This window comes from Tangfeifania diversioriginum, assembly GCF_900141875.1.
In the GTDB taxonomy this organism is placed as follows: Bacteria; Bacteroidota; Bacteroidia; order Bacteroidales; family Prolixibacteraceae; genus Tangfeifania; species Tangfeifania diversioriginum.
Genome location: NZ_FQZE01000011.1, coordinates 19,121 through 39,969 on the forward strand (window position 1 = coordinate 19,121; position 20,849 = coordinate 39,969).

Below are 20,849 nucleotides of genomic sequence, written 5' to 3' on the forward strand. Positions count from 1 at the left end.
TAATAGAAGAATGGAGACGATATTGATAAAAACTGCCCAGTTACTTTTAAGCCTTTCAATACTGGTGGTACTGCACGAATTCGGGCATTTTATGTTTGCCCGCCTTTTTAAAACAAGAGTCGAAAAATTTTACCTGTTTTTTGATCCCTGGTTTTCGCTTTTTAAAGTTAAGAAGGGCGAAACCGAGTATGGAGTAGGCTGGCTTCCCCTTGGCGGATATGTGAAAATTTCGGGAATGATTGACGAGTCGATGGACAAGGAAGCCATGAAACAGCCACCCAAGCCCTACGAATTCAGGGCCAAGCCGGCTTGGCAGCGGTTGCTGATAATGCTTGGCGGTGTGCTCATGAATTTCCTTTTTGCCATGTTAATCTACATTGGCGTTTTGTATGCCTGGGGCGAAACTTACCTGCCTACCGAAAATGTGAAATATGGCATTGAAGTGAATGAAGTAGGCGAAGAAATCGGGTTTCAGGATGGCGATAAAATTTTAACCGTTGAAAACAAACCGGTTGAAAATTTCATGAAAATAATCCCTACAATTGTTTTCGATGATGCAAAAACGGTGCAGGTTGACAGAAATGGCGAAAAGGTGAATGTTGAAATCAGCAGTGCTGATTTGGCCATGATGCTGAAAAGTAAAGAGGTGATGGCACCCCGCAGGCCGTTCGATATTCAGGTTGGAAGGTTAGAGAAAGAATCTCCCGCAGACGAAGCCGGTCTTCAGGAAGGAGATGTTCTTGTGAACGTTGACGGAAATAAATTTGAGTATTACGACCAGTTTGCCGATTATTTATCATCAAAAAGCAATGAAGAAGTTACACTTACGCTGCTTCGCAATGGAAATGAAATTGAAAAAGAAGTAGGGGTTACAGAAGAAGGTAAACTGGGTTTTTATCCTACATTTACCAATACTGATGTGTTTGAGCTGGCCACTGTCGATTATGGATTTTTCGAATCGATTCCGGCTGGAATTCAGCGGGGGGTGCAAACTACCAAAGATTACCTGAAGCAGTTTAAACTAATTTTTCGCCCCGAAACAAAAGCGTACGAATCACTTGGCGGTTTTGCCACCATCGGAAATATTTTCCCATCGCAGTGGGACTGGTTCTCATTTTGGAACATGACCGCGTTCATTTCCATTATCCTGGCCATTATGAACCTGTTGCCCATCCCGGCACTCGACGGCGGGCACGTGATGTTCCTCTTTTTTGAAATGGTGTCGGGAAGAAAACCCGGAGAGAAATTTTTAGAGTATGCACAAATTGCCGGAATGATTGTACTTGTAGCATTAGTACTGTTTGCCAACGCAAATGATATAATTAAGATGATTAATGGGACTTTTTAAGTAAAAAAATTCTATTTTTGCATCAGAACTTTTTAATTTTGAAACATGAACTTATTTGTAATTGCAGGATTTATCGGGCCACAGGAAATAATTATCATTTTAATTATAGTACTACTTCTTTTTGGAGGGCGCAAAATACCAGAGTTAATGAAGGGCCTGGGCAAAGGAATGAAAGAATTCAAAAAAGCCACCAAGGAGGATGATGAAGAGGCGAAGGGTGACAACAAAGAAGAACCCGAAAAAATAAACAGTTGATAACTGAAAAAGACTAAAAAATCCCGTTTATGCCATAGTGCATGAACGGGATTTTTTATTTTATACTGGTAAGATTTTTGTTGCAGTTTTCACAAACTAAAAAACTGATAAAATGGGCATAAAAAATGTGACACGGATAGTATTAATGTTTTTTGCGGTGTTGGTCTTTTCGTCATGTAAAGACACCAATACCGGAATACATACAAATGTTACCGGAAAGGCCGGAGAGGTGGTCGTAGTAATTTCTGAAGAAGAATGGAACAGTGATATTGGCCAGCTTATTCGTCAGCACCTGGCGCAGGAGCATGTTGCCCTGCCGCAGGACGAGCCATTGTTCGATCTGGTTAAAGTGCCGCATGTTGCTTTCACCAAAATTTTTAAAACCACACGGAATATCCTGCAGACTCAAATATCTTCAGCTGTCGATACATCGAGGGTGGTATTTAAAAATGATGTTTGGGCGCAGCCGCAGGCAACAGTTATTATACAGGCAAAAAACAGGGCAGAGTTTGAACAGCTTTTTAATGAGAATAAAGATCGAATACTTTCCTATTTTATTAAAGCAGAAAAAGACAGGTTGACAGGCAATTATAATAAGTATTTTGAGCGGGGGGTTTACAATGTGCTGAACGATGAATTTGGTGTGACTATGAAAGTTGCCCCCGGATTCCAGATAGCCGAGCAAAAAGAGGATTTCATTTGGTTACGGTATGAAACTCCAGCCATTTCGCAAGGCATTGTTTTGTACACTTTCCCTTATGTTTCCGATAGTGCTTTTACCGAAAATTACCTGCTAAAAGTACGCGACAGTATATTGCGAGCCAATGTTCCCGGTCCCACCGAAGGCAGTTACATGGCCACCGAAAGGAGAATTGAACAAGTTCAGAATATTATTAAACACAATGGCAACTACACCTCCGAAATGCGTGGCCTTTGGCGATTAATGAACGATTATATGGGCGGGCCCTATATTTCCCTGGCTGAGCTGGATGCAGCCAATCAGCGGATTATTGTGGCTTTTGGTTATGTTTTTGCACCCAATAAAGATAAGCGGAATTACCTGCGGCAGGTGGAAGCCATGATTTATTCCCTGAAACTGAACAATCAGAAAGAGAATGATCTGCTGAATGAGCAGGATGCCATTGAAATTGATGTTCAGGCCAACCAATAAGTTGCCGGGGGAGAATCAGAAAACTGCCTTCACAATTTTTTTTACATTGTCAGAAACGCCGTAGGTATAAATATGCAGCGACGGAGCATTATGTTTCACCAGTTCTTTCGACTGGTGGATAGCCCACTCGGTACCTACCTGCCTGGCTTCTTCGTTATTTTTGCATTTGGCCAGTTCGCCCGATAGTTCAGCGGGCAAATCAATACTGAATATTTTGGGCAACACAGTGAGCTGATTTTTTAAATTGATGGGCTTAATTCCGGGAATGATGGGAACATTGATCCCGATCGCACGGCATCTCTCCACAAAATCAAAATACACCCGGTTGTCGAAAAACATTTGGGTAACAATGTATTCGGCGCCGGCATCCACTTTTTGTTTCAGGTAAGCCAAATCCTGATCCATATTCGGGGCTTCAAAATGCTTTTCAGGATAGCCGGCCACGCCAATGCAAAAATCGAGTGGGGTGTTGTTTTTCAAATCTTTTTCGAGATATATTCCGTTTTTCAGGTTTACAATTTGTTCAACCAGTTCATTGGCGTGGGCATGTCCCTCGGGTTCAGGTTTGAAAACGTGCTGGGTTTTTACGCCATCGCCGCGCAGGGCAAGTACATTTTCTATTCCCAGAAAATGCAAATCGATAAGCACATATTCGGTTTCACTTTTGGTAAAACCGCCGCACAGGATATGCGGCACAACCGGAATTCCGTAACGATGTTGAATAGATGCTGCAATAGCAACTGTCCCCGGTCGTTTGCGGGTAGTGCGCTTTACAATCGCCCCGTCGGGTTGCTCGTAAAATTCAACCTCATCGCGGTGTGTGGTAATATTAATGTACTTGGGATCGAATTCTGTCAGGCTTTCAACGGTCCGGTAAATCCGGCTCGTGTCATTTCCTTTTAACGGTGGCAGCAATTCGAACGAAAAAACAGGTTTTTTCGCATTGTTTATGATATCAATAACTTTCATTCTGTCCAGTTTTAACGCTGCAAAATTAATAAATCGTTCCGGCTTGCAGGTATTAAAATATAAATTGACAGCAATTTGAATTTTAGGTAAAGCCGCCAGTGGGTTGGCAGAGGTTATTTTTCAGCCAAATCAGTGTCGTAATCCGATTTATTTACCCAACCGGCCGGGACATCTTCACCCGACATGTAACGGTTATAGTAATTTCGAACTGCACCGGCGTATTCGTAGTTGTCAAAAATATCCCCGTTACCCAGTATTCTGGGGTCGCCCTGTGCTTTGAGTTTTTCCTCCATTAGTTGTGAAAGGTTCGCTTTTATTTCTGAAAAAGACTGATTACCGGCAAGGTTTGTCATACAAAAAGGGTCTTCTTCAATATGGTACAATTCTTCTCCGGGACGTTTCCCGAAATTCAACTGCCAATATTCCATTATTCCTTGATTTCGACGAGTATTCAAAATGTACGTTTTTGTGGGGCTCCCGTCGCAATTCAGGTAGCCGGTTTCGGGATTTCCTTTGGGCCAGCGCTCCGGCTTAAAATTACGCAGGTAAAGGTATTCACCTTTTAAAATGCCCCGGACAGGATAGCCTTTGTCGTCGGGGCGTCCCACATCGTGGCGCTCTTTCCCCACCAAAACAAAATCTCGTTCAGGAGTTACGTTTTCATCCGAATAAAAAATATCGGTAAGGCTTTTTCCTGTAACCGGTTGCATTCCGGCTTCTTTATCGGTGAGACCGGCCAGTTCGAGAAAAGTGGGGGTAAAATCGATGAAATTGACAAAATCGTGAAAGATTCTTCCCGGATTTTTAATACCGTCGGGCCACATAATAGCCAGTGGCAGGTGGTTCGAATATTCGTAAGCCTGCCCTTTTATTCGGGGGAAAGGCATTCCGTTGTCGGCCGTAACAATTACCAGTGTATTTTCCAGTTCCCCGATTTCTTCAAGTTTCTGTAACATCAGTTGCAGGTGGTGGTCAAAATATTCAATCTCGAAAGCATAGTCGAGCATGTCGGTTCGTATTGTATCCACATCGGGCCAGAACCCGGGAACTTTATCAATATCGTCGCGGTTTTTTCCGCCGTATTTCATTCCTGCCTCAAATTCGTAAGCCCGGTGAGGTTCGGTGCTTCCGTACCAAAAACAGAAAGGCTGTCCATCGGGGCGGGCATCCAAAAAAGTTTCGAAATTTCGGGCATAATCATTATTCGAAATAAATTTTGCCGGTGGTTCGGTTTTTAATTCATCGAATTTTGGACCTGTGAGTTCCCTTCGCTTTCCGTTTATTTCACCCGGATTGCCGGGTGCCCAGCCTTTGGCCACACTGCCCACCCAGTAGCCGTGTTCGCCCAGCGCTTCAGCATAGGTTTTAAATTTTGCCGGAAAGTGTGGCGAATGATTGGCGGCTTCTTCCAGCTGCCAGCTGTTACGCCCGGTAAGGATGCATGCCCTCGAAGGAGCACATTTGGCATTGGGTGTGTAGGCCCGCGAAAATAAAATTCCTTCTTCAGCCACACGGTCGAACGCCGGGGTTTTTACCCAGTTACAGCCGTAAGCGCCAAAATGCTGCCACGATGCATCGTCGGCTATGGCAAATAAAATGTTGGGGCGTTTTGCCGGTTCCGGTTCTTGCTGGCAACCAGTGAGTATGAAAAGAAACACGAACAAGGCAGCTGATAAAAACGATTGAAGTCTCATGGTTGAATTCATTTTAAAATCTAAAATACTTTTATCTGAACTTTCAAAGTGTAAATTTATCGCTTAAATTAGCGGATTCGTTCAACAAATCAAAAATTAACCATAATGAAGAAAATTGCTGTTTTATTGGTTTCAATCGTTTTATTATCGTGTTCAAATGAACCTGTGCTTATTGATGAATCTGATTTTGGAGGTGTAATTGACGGGAAGGAAGTGAACCTGTTTACTCTTAAAAATGATAGCGGAATTGTTACGCAGATTACCAATTTTGGTGGCCGGGTGGTCAATCTTTGGGTGCCCGATAAAAACGGTAATTTCGAAGATATTGTTATAGGTTACGAAACACTTGATGGATATCTCAACTCCAGCGAAATTTATTACGGAGCACTGATTGGCCGTTACGGAAACCGCATTGCCAGCGGAGAGTTTGTGTTGAACGATACCATTTACCATCTTGCTCAGAATGATGGCGATAACCATTTGCACGGGGGCGTTAAAGGCTTTAACGATGTGGTATTTGATGCCGCCCAGCCCGACGAAAATACGTTGGTTTTAACCTACACATCGCCACACATGGAGGAAGGCTACCCGGGCAACCTGGATGTAAAAGTGCAATACCGGCTCACCAGTGCCAACGAGTTGAAAATTGAATACTGGGCTACAACAGACAAGGCTACTCCGGTAAATTTAACCCACCACTCTTTTTTCAACCTGAAAGGTGCCGGAAACGGAACTGTTAACGATCATTTACTTCAGATAAATGCCGATTTTTACACCCCGGTAAACGACGGTTTGATTCCTACCGGCGAAATTGCACCCGTTGAAGGTACGCCAATGGATTTCAGGGTGCCGACTCCCATTGGCGAGCGGATTGACGCTGATTTTAAACAGCTGGAGTTTGGCAAAGGCTACGATCACAACTGGGTACTTTTGCCTTCCGACGAAGCGCTGACTTTTGCTGCGAGGGTACTGGAACCCAACTCGGGCCGCACGCTCGAAGTTTACACCAACGAGCCCGGATTGCAGTTTTACGGCGGTAATTTCCTCGATGGAAGCGACACCGGGAAATACGGAAAAACCTACGATCATCGTTCGGCTTTTTGCCTCGAAACGCAACATTTTCCAGACAGCCCGAACCAGGAAGATTTTCCTTCAACAATTTTAAACCCGGGAGAAGAATACTATTCGGTTTGTGTTTATGAGTTCGGAGTTGAAGAGTAGTAATCAGATTGCAAACAGCTTTTATCACGTTTGAGTTGAACCAAAATCAGTTTGAAGGGTTCATCAAACAAACCAATACTAAAACAAATGGCAGACAGGATATCCGATCCCATCGGACGATTAATGGGGCTTCGCTATAAATCGCATCCCTGGCACGGGGTTTACATTGGAAAAGATGCACCGCAGGAGTTGACCGCTTTTATCGAAGTGGTTTCTACCGATACGGTGAAATACGAAATTGATAAGGAAAGCGGCTATCTTCGGGTTGATCGTCCGCAGAAATTCTCGAACGTGGTGCCGGCGCTTTACGGTTTTGTTCCGCAAACGTATTGCGGCGATAAAGTAGGAGCGCTGGCAAGCAAGAAAACAGGCAAGCAAAATATTAAAGGCGATGGCGATCCTATCGATATTTGTGTGCTTACTGAAAAAGCGCTGGCTCACGGCGATTTGCTCGTGAATGCCCGCCCGATTGGAGGTTTTCGCATGATTGACGGCAACCAGGCCGATGATAAAATTATTGCAGTGCTGTTAAACGATACAGTTTACGGTCATTTGAAAGATATCAACGAAGTGCCGGGAATAGTTGTGCAACGGCTCGAACATTATTTTCTGACTTACAAGGATATGCCCGGCCAGGACAGCAACACCGAAATAGCTGCAACTTACGGGGCCAGTGAGGCTTTTGAGGTTATTGAATATTCAATGGAAGATTACAACCTCAAATTTGATAATCTTGGCAAATTGCTCGGATAATTGTTTTTTTGAAGTTTACTGGAAAATGCGCCCCACCGGATAACGTTTCCAGGTTTTTTCTTTCCACTCGGAGTTGTTGTAAATCCACGCCAATTGGGCTCGGTGATTTCTGGCGAGCTCGGGATTCTGTTCCCGTGCTTTTAAAAATTCAGCTTTGAACTCAGGGTGTTCTTCCAGGTATTTCAGTGCGTTTTCTTCAAAACCATACGATGAAAAATACTCGCGCTGGTCGAGAATGTTGTCGAAAAAGTTCCACCTGAAAAATGAATCTTCGGCTTTGGGCTCAAACATTTCGAGCAGGTATTTTATTTTTTCCTGTCGGGTTGGAATGACCAGGTCGCCGCGGTAGTATTTAATTTTTTGCACTTCGCTCCGTGTTTCCACTTTGTTGTGGTAAAAGTGCCCGTTGTAAGGTTGCGCGGGGCTGGTAATTTCATCAATATAATCGACAGTAACTTCCAGCACAGTATCATTTTGAAGTCTTGAATATTGAATATTTAGAAGATTGAGTCGCTCGATAACTTCCCGGTAGCTTTGCGGAAGAACGTAAAACTCCGGCACCGGAACAGTTTCGGTGGGCACCCACGTGTTGAGGTATTTTATTTGCGCAGTGTAGGGTTGCGATTTGTCGTAACCAAAGCGGGGCAGCCCGGTAACCGGACTGATTTGCTCGTCCACGGCTTCGTACCCTTTGAATTCAATTGTCTGGAACTGGGTTGAGTCCAGCTTGTAAGCCACCGGAAATTCCTTCATTGCCATTGATTCGCGAATTCCCTCGGCTCGTAACTCCTGAATGTTTTTGCTGTTTTCGGAAGTGTATTCTGCCAAAACCTGAATAAACTGGTAACATGATTTTACGCGATCGGCGTAAGGTTTGTAAATTTCATTTTCTGTCATCATTCCAATGGTGTGGAACATGGAAGCAAAACCCGAGGAGTAGCGCGGTCCCTCCTGCGACATGGCAATTCCCTGTTTCGGGTCGTGATAAAAATAGTTCACATACGGAATCAGTTCGTACTCCCTGGAATTCATTTCGGTGTAAAGCATGGGAAGGAATGTGTTGCGCAGAAACTTTTTCATTACCGGCGGGAAAAGTGTGGGCGGTGGCGGAACAAGAGTGATGCTGTACTGATGATCGGAGCCGTTGGTAGTATGCGTGTCGAGAAAAATATCGGGTTCCCACTCGCTGAAAATTTTATGAAAACTGCGTGCATTTTCTGAATCGCACTTGGTGAAATCGCGGTTTAAATCGAGATTGGCATAATTTCCACGAAAACCGGTTTCGTAGGGTGTGGTTTGTCCCGAGCGGTTGTAGGCACTGCGGTTTAGGTGGCCGCCAATGCTGTAAACCGGAATGATAATAATTACCGTGTTGTCCAGAATTTGGGCCATTCCTTCATTGTTGCGTAAGATATCATCGGCAAACTGCAGGCTGGCATCTATTCCGGCTGGCTCACCCGGATGGATTCCGTTGTTAATGAGGAGTACCGATTTCCCCTGGTTTCTAATAGCCTCCACGTCAAATTCCGGTTCGCTGTTCATCACAAAAAGATGAAGCGGTTTTCCGCAGTCGGTCAAACCTTTTTCAAACAGCCGCGCATTTTCATGATGCGTATCCAACTTTTGGTACATTTCAATTACTTCGTCGTAGGTGGGGGTGTAGTTTTCTTCGTATTTCAGGTTTAGAAACCCCGAATTTTGTGAAAAAGCAGTTGCCGAAATTAAAAGAAACAACAACGTTAATTTAATACCTTTCATCATTGAAATTAAAATTGAAGGAACAAATGTAATATGAATTCGTTTAAAACAGATGTTATTCTGAATTTTCAGCATTGGTTTCACCCGCTTTTTTTAAAGCACGAACAGCGGTAAGTGGTCCTATAATTTCATGGAAAATGGCACTGCCCATAACAACTGCGAGCAGTGTATCTGAGATTTGTGAGAAGTCAGGATTTTTCGAAATCAGCAGTGCCAGCCCAATTACGATGCCTCCCTGCGGAATGAGCCCGCCGGCAGTGTATTTCCTGATATTTTTCGGTGCGTTGGCCCAGGCAGCGCCAACACGTGAGCCAAAATACTTGCCTGAAATACGAAGCACTACAAAAACGGCAATAAGGAATGCTGCAGCCGGAATAGCAGTAATGTCGAGATGCAACCCTGATAAAATGAAGAAAAATAAGAAGATAAGATCCTCTGTGTATCGTTCAATGATTTTAAAAAGAAATTTACTTTGTTTATTAAAGTTGGCAATAAAAGCGCCGGCTGCCATTGCCGCAAGCAATTCGTCCAGTCCCAAAAGTGTTGAAATTCCAAATGTTAGGATGATAAAAGCGGAAAGCAAAACAATCCACTGTCCTTCACTTTCAATGTTGAAAAATTTGGAAATCAATCCTGTAAGCCATCCTAAAATTCCACCAGTAATAATTGCCCCAAGAATTTTGTAAAGTGCATGGAAAAGAGAATCACCAATACTCGCATCGCTGTTTCCCGCAACAATTGCCGCCACTGTTACCGAAATGCTGAACAGGAAAACGCCCATTGCATCGTCGAGTGCTGCCACTTCCATAATGGTATCAGAAACATCGCCTTTTGCGTTGTACTGATGCATGACAGCAATGGTGGCCGACGGATCGGTAGGGCTTGCCAACGGTGCAATTAGTAAGGCAAGGACAACAACCCACTGACTGCTTAAAGAAAATAGTTCAGAGAATAAAAAACCGGCACTTCCCAGCAAAACCAAGACCAGGAGAAATGGTGTAAGACTTTCGAGCAAAAGAATGCGGGACAGTGTTGAGCCGTAATTTTTGAGTTTACTCCATTTTAATGAGCCACCTACTTCGAAAGCAATGAATGCCAGGCTGACATCGATTAACGGTTCGGTTTTGGTGACCATTCCTGCTTCAAGAAAACTGAAAGTGTGCGGACTAAAAAGTATTCCGGTGGCGATGTAACCGATGATTCTTGGCAAACCGACTTTGTCGGCTAAAAATCCAAGTGAGTAGCCAATAATTAACAGCAGCCCTATTGCCAGCAGAATATTCACTCAATACTTTTTCTTTTCAAATTTAAATAAGAATAGTTGAAACCATTTTTTTCATCGTAAAAATTCTGGCGGGCAGTTTCTTCCCACTCCAAGAAATCGATTTCCGGGAAGTAAACATCGGCATCAAATGGCTGGTGTACCAGTGTGAGGTAGAGTTTTCCGGCAAGCGGATAAAACTGTTTGTAAACCATTCCGCCGCCAATTACAAAAGCTTCCTCCTCGTTTTTTACTTTTTCAATGGCTTCTTCTATGGAAAACACGGTTTCGCAGCCCGGGAAATTGTCATCAGGCTTGTCGGTTATCACGATGTGCCGCCGGTTGGGAAGCGGCCATTTGGGTAACGAGAGTAACGTGTTCCGGCCCATAATCAGGCTATGTCCGGTGGTAATTTCCCTGAACCGTTTCAAATCGTTTGGTAAATGAAACAGCAGGTCGTTGTTTTTACCAATGGCAAAATTTTCGGCAATGGCCACAATTATCGAAATGTTTTTGTGAATCATAGTTTTATTCATCAACTGTTTTACAAATTTGCGATATTAATTTATCACTTATCCAAACGTTTTTTTCTGTCAATTCTTTTAGCAATGGCTTCAGTTTCGATATCAATCCCAGCTTTTTAGCTTTCACAAGAACTCCAATTGTTCCGGTGATTTTTATTCCGGCATGTTTGGCATGGTGCCGCCCTAATTTTTCATCCATAATAATTAAATCTGCTCCTATTTCCGAGGCTAATATAATCGCTTCAGCCTCACCGGCATCCAATTCTAAAAAATAATCAGTTGAGTGTTTATCTTTGATACTTTGAATTTTAATCCAGTCAATTTCTGAAAGGTCTCGATAAAAATCTTTATGTTTCCCAGCTTCAATTTCTTTATATACAGCTTCAGGAATAATGATTTCAGAATAGATTTTTTTAAGGATTTCAAGTTGAGATATTTTCATTAATGAGATTAGGGGGGTGGTATTCGATACAATCTTAGGCATTTTCGATATCTTCATTTACTTCGTCCAGGTTTGAATACCCCAATTGAGAAACTTTATAATTGGAAAGCTGATCCAAAAAATCAATTCTCGCTATCCCAAGAACCTTTGCTGCAACTCCAGATGAAATTTTGCCCATTTCATATAATTTTACCAGCGAGCTCATTTTGATCTCTTTTTCAAAGTTCTCAGGGCTAAGCTTTAATGCGTTGGCCAGAGACTCGGGATATTTTATATGAATTGCCTTTTCCATTTTCTTTTTTTCAAAGGTAAACAGAATAAGTATGATTACAAAAATTCACCTAATCAGCATTTTTGCTATACCGCCACCTTCCCTTTTATATGCGGATGCGACTGGTATCCCACCAATTCGAAATCATCGTATTTAAAATCGAAAATGCTTTTTACTTCCGGGTTGATTTTCATAGTTGGCAGCGGATACGGTTCGCGGGTGAGCTGCAGTTTCACCTGCTCGATGTGGTTGGAATAGATGTGTACATCGCCGAAAGTATGCACAAAATCGCCGGGCTTTAGCCCGGTTACCTGCGCCATCATCAACGTGAGCAGCGCATAGGAAGAGATGTTAAACGGTACGCCCAGAAATACATCGGCGCTGCGCTGGTACAGTTGGCACGAGAGTTTTCCGTCGGCCACATAAAACTGAAAAAGAATGTGGCAGGGGGGCAGGTTCATTTTATCGAGTTCACCCACATTCCAAGCGCTCACAATGTGCCGGCGCGAGTTTGGATTGTTTTTAATGGAATCGATCACCTGCGAAATCTGGTCGATGTGCCGGCCGTCGGGAGTTGGCCAGCTGCGCCACTGGTAACCGTAAATGTGGCCCAGTTCGCCATTTTCGTCGGCCCATTCGTTCCAGATGCGCACGCCGTTTTCCTGCAAATATTTTACGTTGGTATCGCCTGCCAAAAACCACAGCAGTTCGTGGATAATAGATTTCAGATGGAGCTTTTTAGTGGTGACAACCGGAAATCCTTCACTTAAATCGAAGCGCATTTGATGACCGAAAACACTGATGGTGCCGGTTCCGGTGCGGTCGCCTTTTTCAGTCCCGTTTTTCAGAATGGTATCAAGAAGGTGCAAATATTGTTTCATAATTTACAAGTTAGTATCAAAACACAAGATTTTGAGACTCAAGAAAGGAATTCATTTTTTCTTTGTGGTTCAAAATCTTAAATCGTGATAATTTTTATCGTTTTAATCGGGATTCTTATTAATGAAATCCAACAAACATTTCACAAAAATAACCAAACCAATTTTTTTGTTTCAGAAAAATCAGTTTTAAATATCCACAAATATTGAAGTGTTGTTAACCGGGCGGTTTTTTACTCATGGAATCACTCCTGTGGTGCCATGAGTTTTGAGTTGAAAACTCCATCTTTCGTTAAAGATTTAATTTCGCGCCGCACTTTTTGCAGTACACCGCATCGTTATCGTGTTTGTCGTGCATGCAGGTGGGACAAACCTGCATATTTTTTTCTCCGGTTGGATTAATCATTTCGGCAGTTACAATTCCGGTGGGAACGGCAATTATTGCATAACCCAAAATCATTACAAAACTGGCGAGAAACTGACCAAATGCAGTTACCGGACTGATGTCACCGTAACCCACTGTTGTGAGTGTGACAATGGCCCAGTAAATACTTGTTGGAATACTTGTGAACCCTCCGTCCTTCCCTTCAACCAGGTACATCATTGTGCCAATGATGACTACCAGAATGATAACGAAAAAGATGAACACGCTGATTTTTTCGCGGCTGGCCCAAAGGGCACGGGCCAGTGTGCGTCCTGCCTGTGTGTAGCGGGTGAGTTTCAGGATGCGGAAAACCCTTAACATGCGCAGCATGCGAATTACTATAAGGCTTTGTGAGCCAATCAGGATCAGGCTGAGATAGGTGGGCAGAATGGAGAGAAGATCAATAATTCCATAGAAGCTGAAAATGTATTTCCGTGGTTTTCGGACCACAGCAATGCGTACAAAATATTCAAAAGTGAAAATGAGTGTGATGCCCCATTCCAGAATTGTAAGCATTTCCCCGTGACTTTTCCTGATTCCGGGAACGCTTTCAAGCATCACCAAAACCACGCTCATTAGTATGATAATTAGCAGGGCAATGTCGAATACTTTGCCTGTCCGGGTATCGGCTTCAAAAATGATTTCGTAAATATTTTCTTTTAAGCGGTTCATTCCATCTATTTTCAGGTTAAAGATAAGCGAATGAAATCAAATTAAAAAAGCCTCCTGTAAAAGAACAGAAGGCTTTGAAATATTTGATTTGGTTAGATTTTTACAGCACAGTTTCTGCTTTTTCGAAGGGCAGACCGAAAGCTTCGGCAACTCCCTGGTAAACCACTTTCCCATTCACCACATTTAATCCTTTGCGCAGTGGAATGCTGTTGGTACAGGCCTGTTTCCATCCTTTTTCTGCAATTTGCAGCGCGTAGGGGAGGGTAGCGTTAGTCAGCGCTATTGTTGAAGTGCGCGGAACAGCTCCCGGCATGTTGGCCACGCAGTAGTGAATAACATCGTCGATATTGAAAGTAGGATCGGCGTGTGTGGTAGCTTTTGTGGTTTCAAAACAACCTCCCTGGTCAACAGCAACGTCAACCATAACTGTTCCCGGACGCATGGTTTTGAGCATGTCGCGGGTAATTAGCCGCGGCGCTTTAGCTCCCGGGATGAGTACTGCCCCGATTATCAGGTCGTAAGTTTTCACATAATCGCGAATATTGTAATCATTGCTCATCGAGGTTTTCACATTGGCCGGCATAATGTCATCGAGGTAGCGAAGCCGTTTCAGGTTGATGTCCATAATGGTAACATCGGCGCCCAGTCCGGCAGCCATTTTTGCCGCTTCGGTTCCAACAATCCCGCCACCCAGAATCAATACTTTCGCAGGAGGAACTCCGGGGACACCTCCCAGCAATACACCGTAGCCACCAAAAGTTTTTTCGAGGAATTTGGCGCCTTCCTGAACCGACATGCGGCCTGCTACTTCGCTCATGGGCACAAGCAACGGCAGCGAACGGTCGTCGAGCTCCACGGTTTCGTAAGCAATACAAACCGAGCCATTGTCAATCATTGCTTTGGTTAATTTTTCCGACGATGCAAAATGGAAATAGGTAAAAAGCACCTGGTTTTTTTTAATCAGTTTATATTCAGGCTCAATCGGTTCTTTCACCTTCATTATCATTTCGGCAATGCCATAAACATCTTCAATGGTCGGCAGGATTTTAGCGCCGGCTTCTGTGTAGTCTTCATCCTTGAAACCACTGCCGTTTCCGCCACCCGACTGGATATAAACCACATGTCCGCGTTTTACCAATTCTGCTGCTCCCGCCGGCGTAAGCGCAATGCGGTTTTCGTTATTTTTTATTTCTGTGGGAACTCCAATAATCATAGTTGTTAGTTTTAAATGTTTTGGCCAAAAATAGAATCCTGCAATTTACCAAAATATGATAAATATTAAGGATTTGGCTGTGGAATGGTTTTATATAACAGGTAAATGTCAATTTGAAAGTTAAGGTTTCACTAACAAGCTGAATTGAAATTTTTTAATATTTATTGTTTTCAGATTGATACTTATATCTTTGTTCCCTTTAAAATATATTTTACAACATGCCACAAGTTTCAGACAGAGGAAAGGCCATGCCTGACTCGCCCATTCGAAAATTAGCGCCACTCGCTGATAAAGCCCGCGAGCGGGGGGTTAAAGTTTATCATTTAAACATTGGTCAGCCCGATTTGCCAACCCCGCCGGCAGCGCTTGCGGCGATAAAAAATATCGATCGTGCCATTTTGGAATATACTCCCAGCGAGGGAATTCGCTCTTTTCGCGAAAAATTGGCGAAATATTACCACAAATTTAAAATTGATGTGGATGTTGAAGATATTATTATAACTGCCGGCGGAAGTGAGGCGGTGACTTTTGCGTTTATGAGCTGTCTCGATCCGGGCGATGAAATTATTGTGCCCGAACCGGCCTATGCCAACTACGAAGCGTTTGCCATTGTGGCTGGCGCACAAATTAAATCCATTGCTGCCAGTATTGAAGATGGTTTTGCATTGCCTCCGGTGGAGGAGTTTGAAAAATTGATTACCTCCAAAACCAAAGGGATTATGATTTGCAATCCCAACAACCCGACCGGCTATTTGTACACGCAGGAGGAGATGAACAAAATCCGCGATCTCGTGAAAAAGTATGACCTGTACCTGTTTTCCGATGAAGTTTACCGCGAGTTTTGCTACACTGGTTCGCCATATATTTCGTCGTTTCATTTGGAGGGAATCGAGCAGAATGTGGTGCTGGTCGATTCGGTTTCAAAGCGTTACAGCGAGTGCGGACTACGTATTGGGGCGCTGATTACCAAAAACGAAGAGGTGAAACGCAATGTGCTGAAATTTTGCCAGGCCCGTTTGAGCCCGCCGCTTATCGGACAGATTGCTGCCGAAGCGTCGCTCGACGCTGACCCGGAATATATGCTCAGTAATTACAATGAATATGTGAACCGCCGGAAGTTTTTAATCGACGGACTGAACCGCATCGAAGGGGTTTATTCACCCATCCCGATGGGGGCATTTTACACGGTTGCCCGCCTGCCCGTTGATAATGCCGAAAAGTTTTGTGCCTGGCTGCTTGCTGATTTTGAGTACCAAAACGAAACCATTTACCTGGCGCCGGGGTCGGGGTTTTATACCGCGTCCGACAAAGGAGTGGATGAGGTGCGCATTGCCTATGTGCTCAACCGGCAGGATTTGGCCAAAAGCCTGAAAATTTTGGAAGAAGCGTTAAAAGTTTATCCGGGAAGTAGAGTGAAGAAAACGGAGGTTGTGAAAAATGAAATGAATTCATAGTGAGTTTGTTAAGTTGATTTGTTTTTGCTTATTATTGTAGAATTTTCAGTGGTAATTTAATATCTTTGGTGAAAATCAAATATGATGAAATTAAATAATTGCACATTTACTGCCGTTTTTGTTGAAGAACCCAAAGGCGGATATTCTGCGTATGTTGAGGAAATTCCCGGCGCAAATACTCAGGGAGAAACGTTAGATGAGGCAAAAGAGAATTTGAAAGATGCTCTCCAAATGGTTCTTGAATCAAACAAGATCCTTTCCCAAAAAAGTGTTGTTGCGGGTTCCAAAAGCTACAGGGAAACAATTGATCTCTCGGAATGAAACGGAGAAAATTTATTAAGCATCTTACCAAAAATGGATGTTATTTATTGAGAGAAGGGAAAAAACACAGTCTTTTTTATAATCCTGCAAACGGGAAAATTTCAACAATTCCAAGACACCCTGATATTAAGCAATTCACTGCTGAAAAGATATGTAAGGATTTGGACGTAAGTCTTCCGTTAGGTAAATAAAAGAACTAATCTTTTGGTTTAAGCCTGATTGCCTTCCTGGAGATAAACGAGGCGCATCGTAACGCCTACCATTAAAGTCTGCAAAGCTGGCGAAAATTTGTAATTTGTGCCACTTTGCCAACTGCACACTGCCAACCCTGCCGGAATTTCCTCCTGCGTCGGATTCCGCAGGGCAGGCTGCCAACTTCCTATCCTCCCCAATTTTCCCGGTCCAGGCTCCGGTAGTGAATGGCTTCCGAGAGGTGGTGTGCCTGCACGTTTTCTTCTGCTTCGAGGTCGGCAATGGTGCGCGCTACTTTTAAAATGCGGTCGTAGGCGCGGGCGGAGAGGCCCAGTTTATCCATGGCATTTTTGATGAGTTCGTTGCCGGCTTCGTCCAGTTGCACATATTTTCGGATGAGTTTCGAGTTCATTTGCGCGTTGGCATATATGCCTTTGTGGTTTTCAAACCGTGCTTCCTGAATTTTCCGGGCTTTCATCACCCGCTCACGAACTGTTTCGCTGTTCTCGGACGACTCCGCCTCGGCCAGTTTTTTAAATGGCACCGGCACCACTTCCAGGTGAATGTCGATGCGGTCGAGCAGCGGGCCGGATATTTTGTTGAGGTACTTTTGCACCACACCGGGTCCGCAAACGCACTCTTTGGTGGGGTGGTTGTAATACCCGCACGGACAGGGATTCATGGAAGCCACCAGCATAAAACTGCTGGGATATTCCACCGAAAATTTAGCGCGTGAAATCGTAATGAGCCGGTCTTCCAGCGGCTGGCGCATCACTTCCAGCACCGTGCGTTTAAATTCGGGCAGTTCGTCGAGGAACAACACCCCATTGTGTGCCAGCGAAATTTCGCCCGGCTGCGGATAGTTGCCACCGCCCACGAGTGCGACATCAGAAATGGTGTGATGGGGACTCCGGAAGGGGCGCCGGGTCATCAGTGAAGTGTCTTTGCCAATCTTTCCGGCTACCGAATGGATTTTGGTCGTTTCGAGTGCTTCTTTCAAAGTAAATGGCGGCAAAATGGTGGGAATTCGTTTGGCCAGCATTGTTTTCCCCGAACCGGGCGGACCGATTAAAATAATATTGTGCCCGCCGGCAGCAGCAATCTCCAACGCCCGCTTCACGTTTTCCTGGCCTTTTACATCCGAAAAATCGAGTGGGTTGTTGTTCATGCGGGCATAAAACTCGGCGCGGGTGTCCACAATGGTTTGTTCAATTTTGTTTTCGCCGTTCAGAAAATCAATTACCTCGCGGATATTTTCGGCGCCATAAACATTCAGCTTGTCCACTACTGCTGCTTCACGCGCATTTTGTTTGGGCAGGATGAACCCTTCGAAACCTTCTTTGCGGGCATTAATAGCAATGGGCAAAACGCCTTTTATGGGTTGCAAAGTACCGTCGAGCGAAAGTTCACCCATCAGTACAAACTTACTCAGTTTTTCGGCACTGATTTGGTCTGATGCAGCCAGAATTGCAGCTGCGAGCGGTAAATCATAAGCCGAGCCTTCTTTGCGGATATCGGCCGGTGCCATGTTGATGATGATTTTGTAGCGTGGCCATTTAAAACCGTTCAGCCGCAAAGCCGATTCAATGCGTTGCTGGCTCTCTTTTACGGCACTGTCGGGCAGGCCAACCAGCATAAATTTAATCCCTTTTGTAACATCTACTTCAATGGTGATGGTGGTGGCATCGATTCCGAAAACTGAGCTTCCATAAGTTTTTACCAGCATGGGTCAGGGTATTTTAGTTTGAACAGTTAAATGTAGGAATTTTATGTTGAAAAGGAAAATACCCAGTGGTTTATGGGAAACGAGTCGATTTCAAAAACCTTTCATTCGATGAGTTTGCGCTAATTTGTCTCATGTTCTCGATGAATTCACGCTAATTTGTCGAGTCAATTCGATGAATTCACGCTAATTTGTCGAATATTTGTTATATTTGAAATAAAAATTTGGAGATGATACCAAGATATATTGCAGCAAACATCATTCATCGATTGAAGCAATCGGATAAAATCATTGTGGTTTACGGCGCAAGACAGGTTGGTAAAACCACGCTCATAAAAACAATACTTAAAAATGATTTTGGCAAAGGACTGGAAATTAATGCCGATCAGTTAAAATACAGAGAAATTTTATCGAGTGCAGACCTAACTCAAATTAAACGTCTTGTTTCAGGCTACGACTTGCTTTTCATTGATGAAGCTCAGCAAGTGCCGGATATTGGACTAAATCTAAAAATCATCAAAGACAATATTCCTGAGTTAAAAATTATAGCAACAGGTTCTTCTTCTTTTGAGCTTGCCAATAAAATAAGCGAACCCTTAACGGGCCGGAAGTGGACATTTACCTTATTCCCTATTTCACTGCTTGAAATATCCAAACTTAAAAATTCTTTTGAATTAGATTCCGAACTGGCAGATTATCTGATGTTTGGAATGTACCCTGAAGTTTTTAGTTATGAAAACAAATTAGACAAAATGGATTATTTGAAAGAAATAATCGAGTCGTTTTTGTATAAAGATTTACTTACACTTAGCCAGATTAAAAATTCAGGGAAAATTTATGAATTACTGCAACTTCTTGCCTATCAAATAGGCTCTCCGGTTTCTTACAGCGAACTGGGAAGAAAACTGGGGTTAAGCACCGATACTGTTATTTCCTATATCGACCTGCTCGAAAAAGTTTTTGTAATTTATCGATTACCCGGATTTAGCCGGAACCTTCGGAAGGAGATCACCAAGAATAAAAAAATATATTTTTTCGATACCGGAATAAGGAACTCAGTTATCGAAGATTTTTCATTGCCGGATAAACGCCCCGATATTGGTGCGCTGTGGGAGAATTTTATAATTTCAGAAAGAATAAAAAGGAATAGCTACAAAAGAGCCCATGCCAAATCTTATTTTTGGCGAACGTATACCGGAGCAGAATTGGATTATATTGAAGAATCGTCAGGAAAACTTTCCGGTTATGAAATAAAATGGAAAAAGAAGAAATCAAAAGTTCCCAGGTCGTGGCTCGAAACCTATGAAAATGCTGATTTTGAAGTTATAAATTCAGAAAATTACCAGAATTTTATTCTCTGATTTTTTAGAACAATTGCTTCCTCTTCACCATGTAGGCCAGCAAAACCTCTTTAAAATCTTTGTTGATGTCGGCTTCGGCCAGGTCTATTTGGTATTGGCCGCACTTCACTTTCAGATCGTTAAAATACGATTTCACCGATGAAACATACCGGTTTTTTACTTCCCAGGGGTTCAGTTTTATGGCTTGGCCAGTTTCAAGATCAACAAATTTGTGCGGGCGGTTGCTGAAATCAAATTCGCGTTCCTGCCTGTGGTCGGTCACGTGAAAAAGGATGACTTCGTGCTTGTTGTAGCGCAGGTGCTGCAGGGCCGAAAAGAGTTCGTCGGTTTCGCTGCTGTCAATCATATCGCTGAAAAGGACTACCAGCGAGCGTTTGTGGATATTTTCAGCAATTTGGTGAAGCACCTCGGTGGTATTGGTGTTTTTGCGCAAGTGGGCATTTTCGGGTTGAATAAGTTCCGAAAGCTTACCATACATCAATTCGGCATTTACCGACGAGAGCCGTGGTGCTGTGTGAAATTCAATTTCATCAGAAAAAAGTGTGAGCCCGGTTGCATCTCGTTGTTTGCGCAGCAGATAAATGAGAGCGGCGGCCGTGTACACCGAAAAAGCCAGCTTGTTTTGCAGGTGTTTTTTCCCTTTGTGGTACGGGAACAACATTGAGGAAGAAGTGTCGATAACCAGCTGACAGCGCAGGTTTGTTTCTTCTTCGTACTGTTTTACAAACAGCTTGTCGGTGCGGGCAAACAGTTTCCAGTCGATGTGTTTGGTTGATTCGCCCTGGTTGTACAGCCGGTGCTCGGCAAATTCAACCGAAAAACCGTGAAACGGGCTGCGGTGCAAACCGGTTATGAAACCTTCTACTACTTCGCGGGCAATCAGGCCGAGGTTATCGAACTGATGAAATTGTTCTATGTCGAAAATATTTTTCACAGCAGCGAAA

At 43.5% G+C, this 20,849-nt stretch carries 21 protein-coding genes; 9 read left to right on the forward strand and 12 right to left on the reverse strand.

Features of this window, described 5'->3' with window-relative positions; genetic code table 11:
• Positions 1 to 10: 10 nt before the first annotated feature.
• The 3 genes from rseP to BUC07_RS08640 all read left to right on the forward strand — a co-directional run bounded on the left by rseP (position 11) and on the right by BUC07_RS08640 (position 2,774).
• Positions 11 to 1,348 carry an RIP metalloprotease RseP gene (rseP, locus tag BUC07_RS08630; RefSeq protein WP_073168424.1) on the forward strand — a complete coding sequence of 446 codons (1,338 nt, stop codon included), beginning with the start codon at positions 11 to 13 and terminating at the stop codon, positions 1,346 to 1,348.
• Positions 1,349 to 1,393: 45 nt separating this feature from the next.
• On the forward strand, positions 1,394 to 1,603 hold the full coding sequence (tatA, locus tag BUC07_RS08635) for a twin-arginine translocase TatA/TatE family subunit (protein ID WP_073168426.1): 210 nt from the start codon (positions 1,394 to 1,396) through the stop codon (positions 1,601 to 1,603).
• 112 nt (positions 1,604 to 1,715) lie between these two features.
• Positions 1,716 to 2,774 (forward strand): DUF4837 family protein, encoded by a 1,059-nt coding sequence (locus tag BUC07_RS08640; protein WP_073168428.1) that lies wholly within the window; start codon positions 1,716 to 1,718, stop codon positions 2,772 to 2,774.
• Between the two features lie 15 nt (positions 2,775 to 2,789).
• On the opposite strand, the gene metF is transcribed toward BUC07_RS08640, so the two are convergent.
• Positions 2,790 to 3,743, reverse strand: coding sequence for a methylenetetrahydrofolate reductase [NAD(P)H] (gene metF / locus BUC07_RS08645; RefSeq protein ID WP_073168429.1), 954 nt, complete (start codon positions 3,741 to 3,743; stop codon positions 2,790 to 2,792).
• A gap of 113 nt (positions 3,744 to 3,856) precedes the next feature.
• Positions 3,857 to 5,437 (reverse strand): sulfatase family protein, encoded by a 1,581-nt coding sequence (locus BUC07_RS08650; protein ID WP_073168579.1) that lies wholly within the window; start codon positions 5,435 to 5,437, stop codon positions 3,857 to 3,859.
• A 105-nt stretch (positions 5,438 to 5,542) separates the two neighbouring features.
• On the opposite strand from BUC07_RS08650, the gene BUC07_RS08655 reads away from it, so the two are divergent.
• Positions 5,543 to 6,658 (forward strand): aldose epimerase family protein, encoded by a 1,116-nt coding sequence (locus tag BUC07_RS08655; protein ID WP_073168431.1) that lies wholly within the window; start codon positions 5,543 to 5,545, stop codon positions 6,656 to 6,658.
• Between the two features lie 87 nt (positions 6,659 to 6,745).
• On the forward strand, positions 6,746 to 7,411 hold the full coding sequence (locus BUC07_RS08660; protein WP_073168433.1) for an inorganic pyrophosphatase: 666 nt from the start codon (positions 6,746 to 6,748) through the stop codon (positions 7,409 to 7,411).
• A gap of 15 nt (positions 7,412 to 7,426) precedes the next feature.
• Here BUC07_RS08660 and BUC07_RS08665 read toward each other — a convergent pair whose 3' ends face one another.
• From BUC07_RS08665 to ald, 8 genes are all read right to left on the reverse strand, one after another.
• The gene (locus tag BUC07_RS08665) at positions 7,427 to 9,172 is read right to left on the reverse strand and encodes a M14 family zinc carboxypeptidase (protein WP_175552501.1); all 1,746 of its coding nucleotides are present in this window, start codon (positions 9,170 to 9,172) and stop codon (positions 7,427 to 7,429) included.
• Between the two features lie 52 nt (positions 9,173 to 9,224).
• Positions 9,225 to 10,454, reverse strand: a complete 1,230-nt coding sequence (locus BUC07_RS08670; RefSeq protein ID WP_073168434.1) for a cation:proton antiporter — start codon at positions 10,452 to 10,454, stop codon at positions 9,225 to 9,227.
• Positions 10,451 to 10,966, reverse strand: coding sequence for a dihydrofolate reductase (locus BUC07_RS08675; protein WP_217652668.1), 516 nt, complete (start codon positions 10,964 to 10,966; stop codon positions 10,451 to 10,453). Before BUC07_RS08675 ends, BUC07_RS08670 begins: the two co-directional genes overlap by 4 nt.
• A complete protein-coding gene (locus tag BUC07_RS08680) occupies positions 10,959 to 11,438 on the reverse strand; it encodes a PIN domain-containing protein (RefSeq protein ID WP_073168584.1) in 480 nt (159 codons plus the stop codon). The genes BUC07_RS08675 and BUC07_RS08680 overlap by 8 nt, the downstream gene beginning before the upstream one ends.
• Positions 11,431 to 11,688, reverse strand: coding sequence for a UPF0175 family protein (locus tag BUC07_RS08685; protein ID WP_073168436.1), 258 nt, complete (start codon positions 11,686 to 11,688; stop codon positions 11,431 to 11,433). The genes BUC07_RS08680 and BUC07_RS08685 overlap by 8 nt, the downstream gene beginning before the upstream one ends.
• A 65-nt stretch (positions 11,689 to 11,753) precedes the next feature.
• Positions 11,754 to 12,548 (reverse strand): thymidylate synthase, encoded by a 795-nt coding sequence (locus tag BUC07_RS08690; RefSeq protein WP_073168438.1) that lies wholly within the window; start codon positions 12,546 to 12,548, stop codon positions 11,754 to 11,756.
• A 289-nt stretch (positions 12,549 to 12,837) separates the two neighbouring features.
• Positions 12,838 to 13,641 (reverse strand): ion transporter, encoded by an 804-nt coding sequence (locus tag BUC07_RS08695; protein WP_073168439.1) that lies wholly within the window; start codon positions 13,639 to 13,641, stop codon positions 12,838 to 12,840.
• Positions 13,642 to 13,741: 100 nt separating this feature from the next.
• Positions 13,742 to 14,854, reverse strand: a complete 1,113-nt coding sequence (gene ald / locus BUC07_RS08700; protein WP_073168441.1) for an alanine dehydrogenase — start codon at positions 14,852 to 14,854, stop codon at positions 13,742 to 13,744.
• A gap of 218 nt (positions 14,855 to 15,072) precedes the next feature.
• Between ald and BUC07_RS08705 the strand changes: the two genes are divergently transcribed.
• The 3 genes from BUC07_RS08705 (at position 15,073) to BUC07_RS21620 (ending at position 16,820) form a co-directional block, all read left to right on the forward strand.
• A complete protein-coding gene (locus tag BUC07_RS08705; protein WP_073168443.1) occupies positions 15,073 to 16,308 on the forward strand; it encodes a pyridoxal phosphate-dependent aminotransferase in 1,236 nt (411 codons plus the stop codon).
• Between the two features lie 81 nt (positions 16,309 to 16,389).
• Complete coding sequence (locus tag BUC07_RS08710; RefSeq protein WP_217652669.1) at positions 16,390 to 16,629, forward strand: type II toxin-antitoxin system HicB family antitoxin; 240 nt, start codon at positions 16,390 to 16,392, stop codon at positions 16,627 to 16,629.
• Complete coding sequence (locus BUC07_RS21620) at positions 16,626 to 16,820, forward strand: type II toxin-antitoxin system HicA family toxin (protein ID WP_073168444.1); 195 nt, start codon at positions 16,626 to 16,628, stop codon at positions 16,818 to 16,820. The genes BUC07_RS08710 and BUC07_RS21620 overlap by 4 nt, the downstream gene beginning before the upstream one ends.
• A gap of 188 nt (positions 16,821 to 17,008) precedes the next feature.
• Here BUC07_RS21620 and BUC07_RS08720 read toward each other — a convergent pair whose 3' ends face one another.
• Positions 17,009 to 18,547 (reverse strand): YifB family Mg chelatase-like AAA ATPase, encoded by a 1,539-nt coding sequence (locus tag BUC07_RS08720; RefSeq protein WP_073168446.1) that lies wholly within the window; start codon positions 18,545 to 18,547, stop codon positions 17,009 to 17,011.
• Positions 18,548 to 18,774: 227 nt separating this feature from the next.
• On the opposite strand from BUC07_RS08720, the gene BUC07_RS08725 reads away from it, so the two are divergent.
• Entirely contained in the window at positions 18,775 to 19,905 is a 1,131-nt protein-coding gene (locus BUC07_RS08725; RefSeq protein ID WP_073168448.1) for an ATP-binding protein, read from the forward strand.
• A 4-nt stretch (positions 19,906 to 19,909) separates the two neighbouring features.
• On the opposite strand, the gene BUC07_RS08730 is transcribed toward BUC07_RS08725, so the two are convergent.
• A complete protein-coding gene (locus BUC07_RS08730; protein ID WP_073168587.1) occupies positions 19,910 to 20,839 on the reverse strand; it encodes a DUF58 domain-containing protein in 930 nt (309 codons plus the stop codon).
• Positions 20,840 to 20,849 lie beyond the last annotated feature (10 nt).

Coding starts and splice junctions, on each gene's coding strand:
- rseP (WP_073168424.1), top strand. CDS start 11: ATGGAGACGATATTGATAAAAACTGCCCAGTTACTTTTAAGCCTTTCA.
- tatA (WP_073168426.1), top strand. CDS start 1,394: ATGAACTTATTTGTAATTGCAGGATTTATCGGGCCACAGGAAATAATT.
- BUC07_RS08640 (WP_073168428.1), top strand. CDS start 1,716: ATGGGCATAAAAAATGTGACACGGATAGTATTAATGTTTTTTGCGGTG.
- metF (WP_073168429.1), bottom strand. CDS start 3,743: ATGAAAGTTATTGATATCATAAACAATGCGAAAAAACCTGTTTTTTCG.
- BUC07_RS08650 (WP_073168579.1), bottom strand. CDS start 5,437: ATGAGACTTCAATCGTTTTTATCAGCTGCCTTGTTCGTGTTTCTTTTC.
- BUC07_RS08655 (WP_073168431.1), top strand. CDS start 5,543: ATGAAGAAAATTGCTGTTTTATTGGTTTCAATCGTTTTATTATCGTGT.
- BUC07_RS08660 (WP_073168433.1), top strand. CDS start 6,746: ATGGCAGACAGGATATCCGATCCCATCGGACGATTAATGGGGCTTCGC.
- BUC07_RS08665 (WP_175552501.1), bottom strand. CDS start 9,172: ATGATGAAAGGTATTAAATTAACGTTGTTGTTTCTTTTAATTTCGGCA.
- BUC07_RS08675 (WP_217652668.1), bottom strand. CDS start 10,966: ATGAATAAAACTATGATTCACAAAAACATTTCGATAATTGTGGCCATT.
- BUC07_RS08680 (WP_073168584.1), bottom strand. CDS start 11,438: ATGCCTAAGATTGTATCGAATACCACCCCCCTAATCTCATTAATGAAA.
- BUC07_RS08685 (WP_073168436.1), bottom strand. CDS start 11,688: ATGGAAAAGGCAATTCATATAAAATATCCCGAGTCTCTGGCCAACGCA.
- BUC07_RS08690 (WP_073168438.1), bottom strand. CDS start 12,548: ATGAAACAATATTTGCACCTTCTTGATACCATTCTGAAAAACGGGACT.
- BUC07_RS08695 (WP_073168439.1), bottom strand. CDS start 13,641: ATGAACCGCTTAAAAGAAAATATTTACGAAATCATTTTTGAAGCCGAT.
- ald (WP_073168441.1), bottom strand. CDS start 14,854: ATGATTATTGGAGTTCCCACAGAAATAAAAAATAACGAAAACCGCATT.
- BUC07_RS08705 (WP_073168443.1), top strand. CDS start 15,073: ATGCCACAAGTTTCAGACAGAGGAAAGGCCATGCCTGACTCGCCCATT.
- BUC07_RS08710 (WP_217652669.1), top strand. CDS start 16,390: ATGATGAAATTAAATAATTGCACATTTACTGCCGTTTTTGTTGAAGAA.
- BUC07_RS21620 (WP_073168444.1), top strand. CDS start 16,626: ATGAAACGGAGAAAATTTATTAAGCATCTTACCAAAAATGGATGTTAT.
- BUC07_RS08720 (WP_073168446.1), bottom strand. CDS start 18,547: ATGCTGGTAAAAACTTATGGAAGCTCAGTTTTCGGAATCGATGCCACC.
- BUC07_RS08725 (WP_073168448.1), top strand. CDS start 18,775: ATGATACCAAGATATATTGCAGCAAACATCATTCATCGATTGAAGCAA.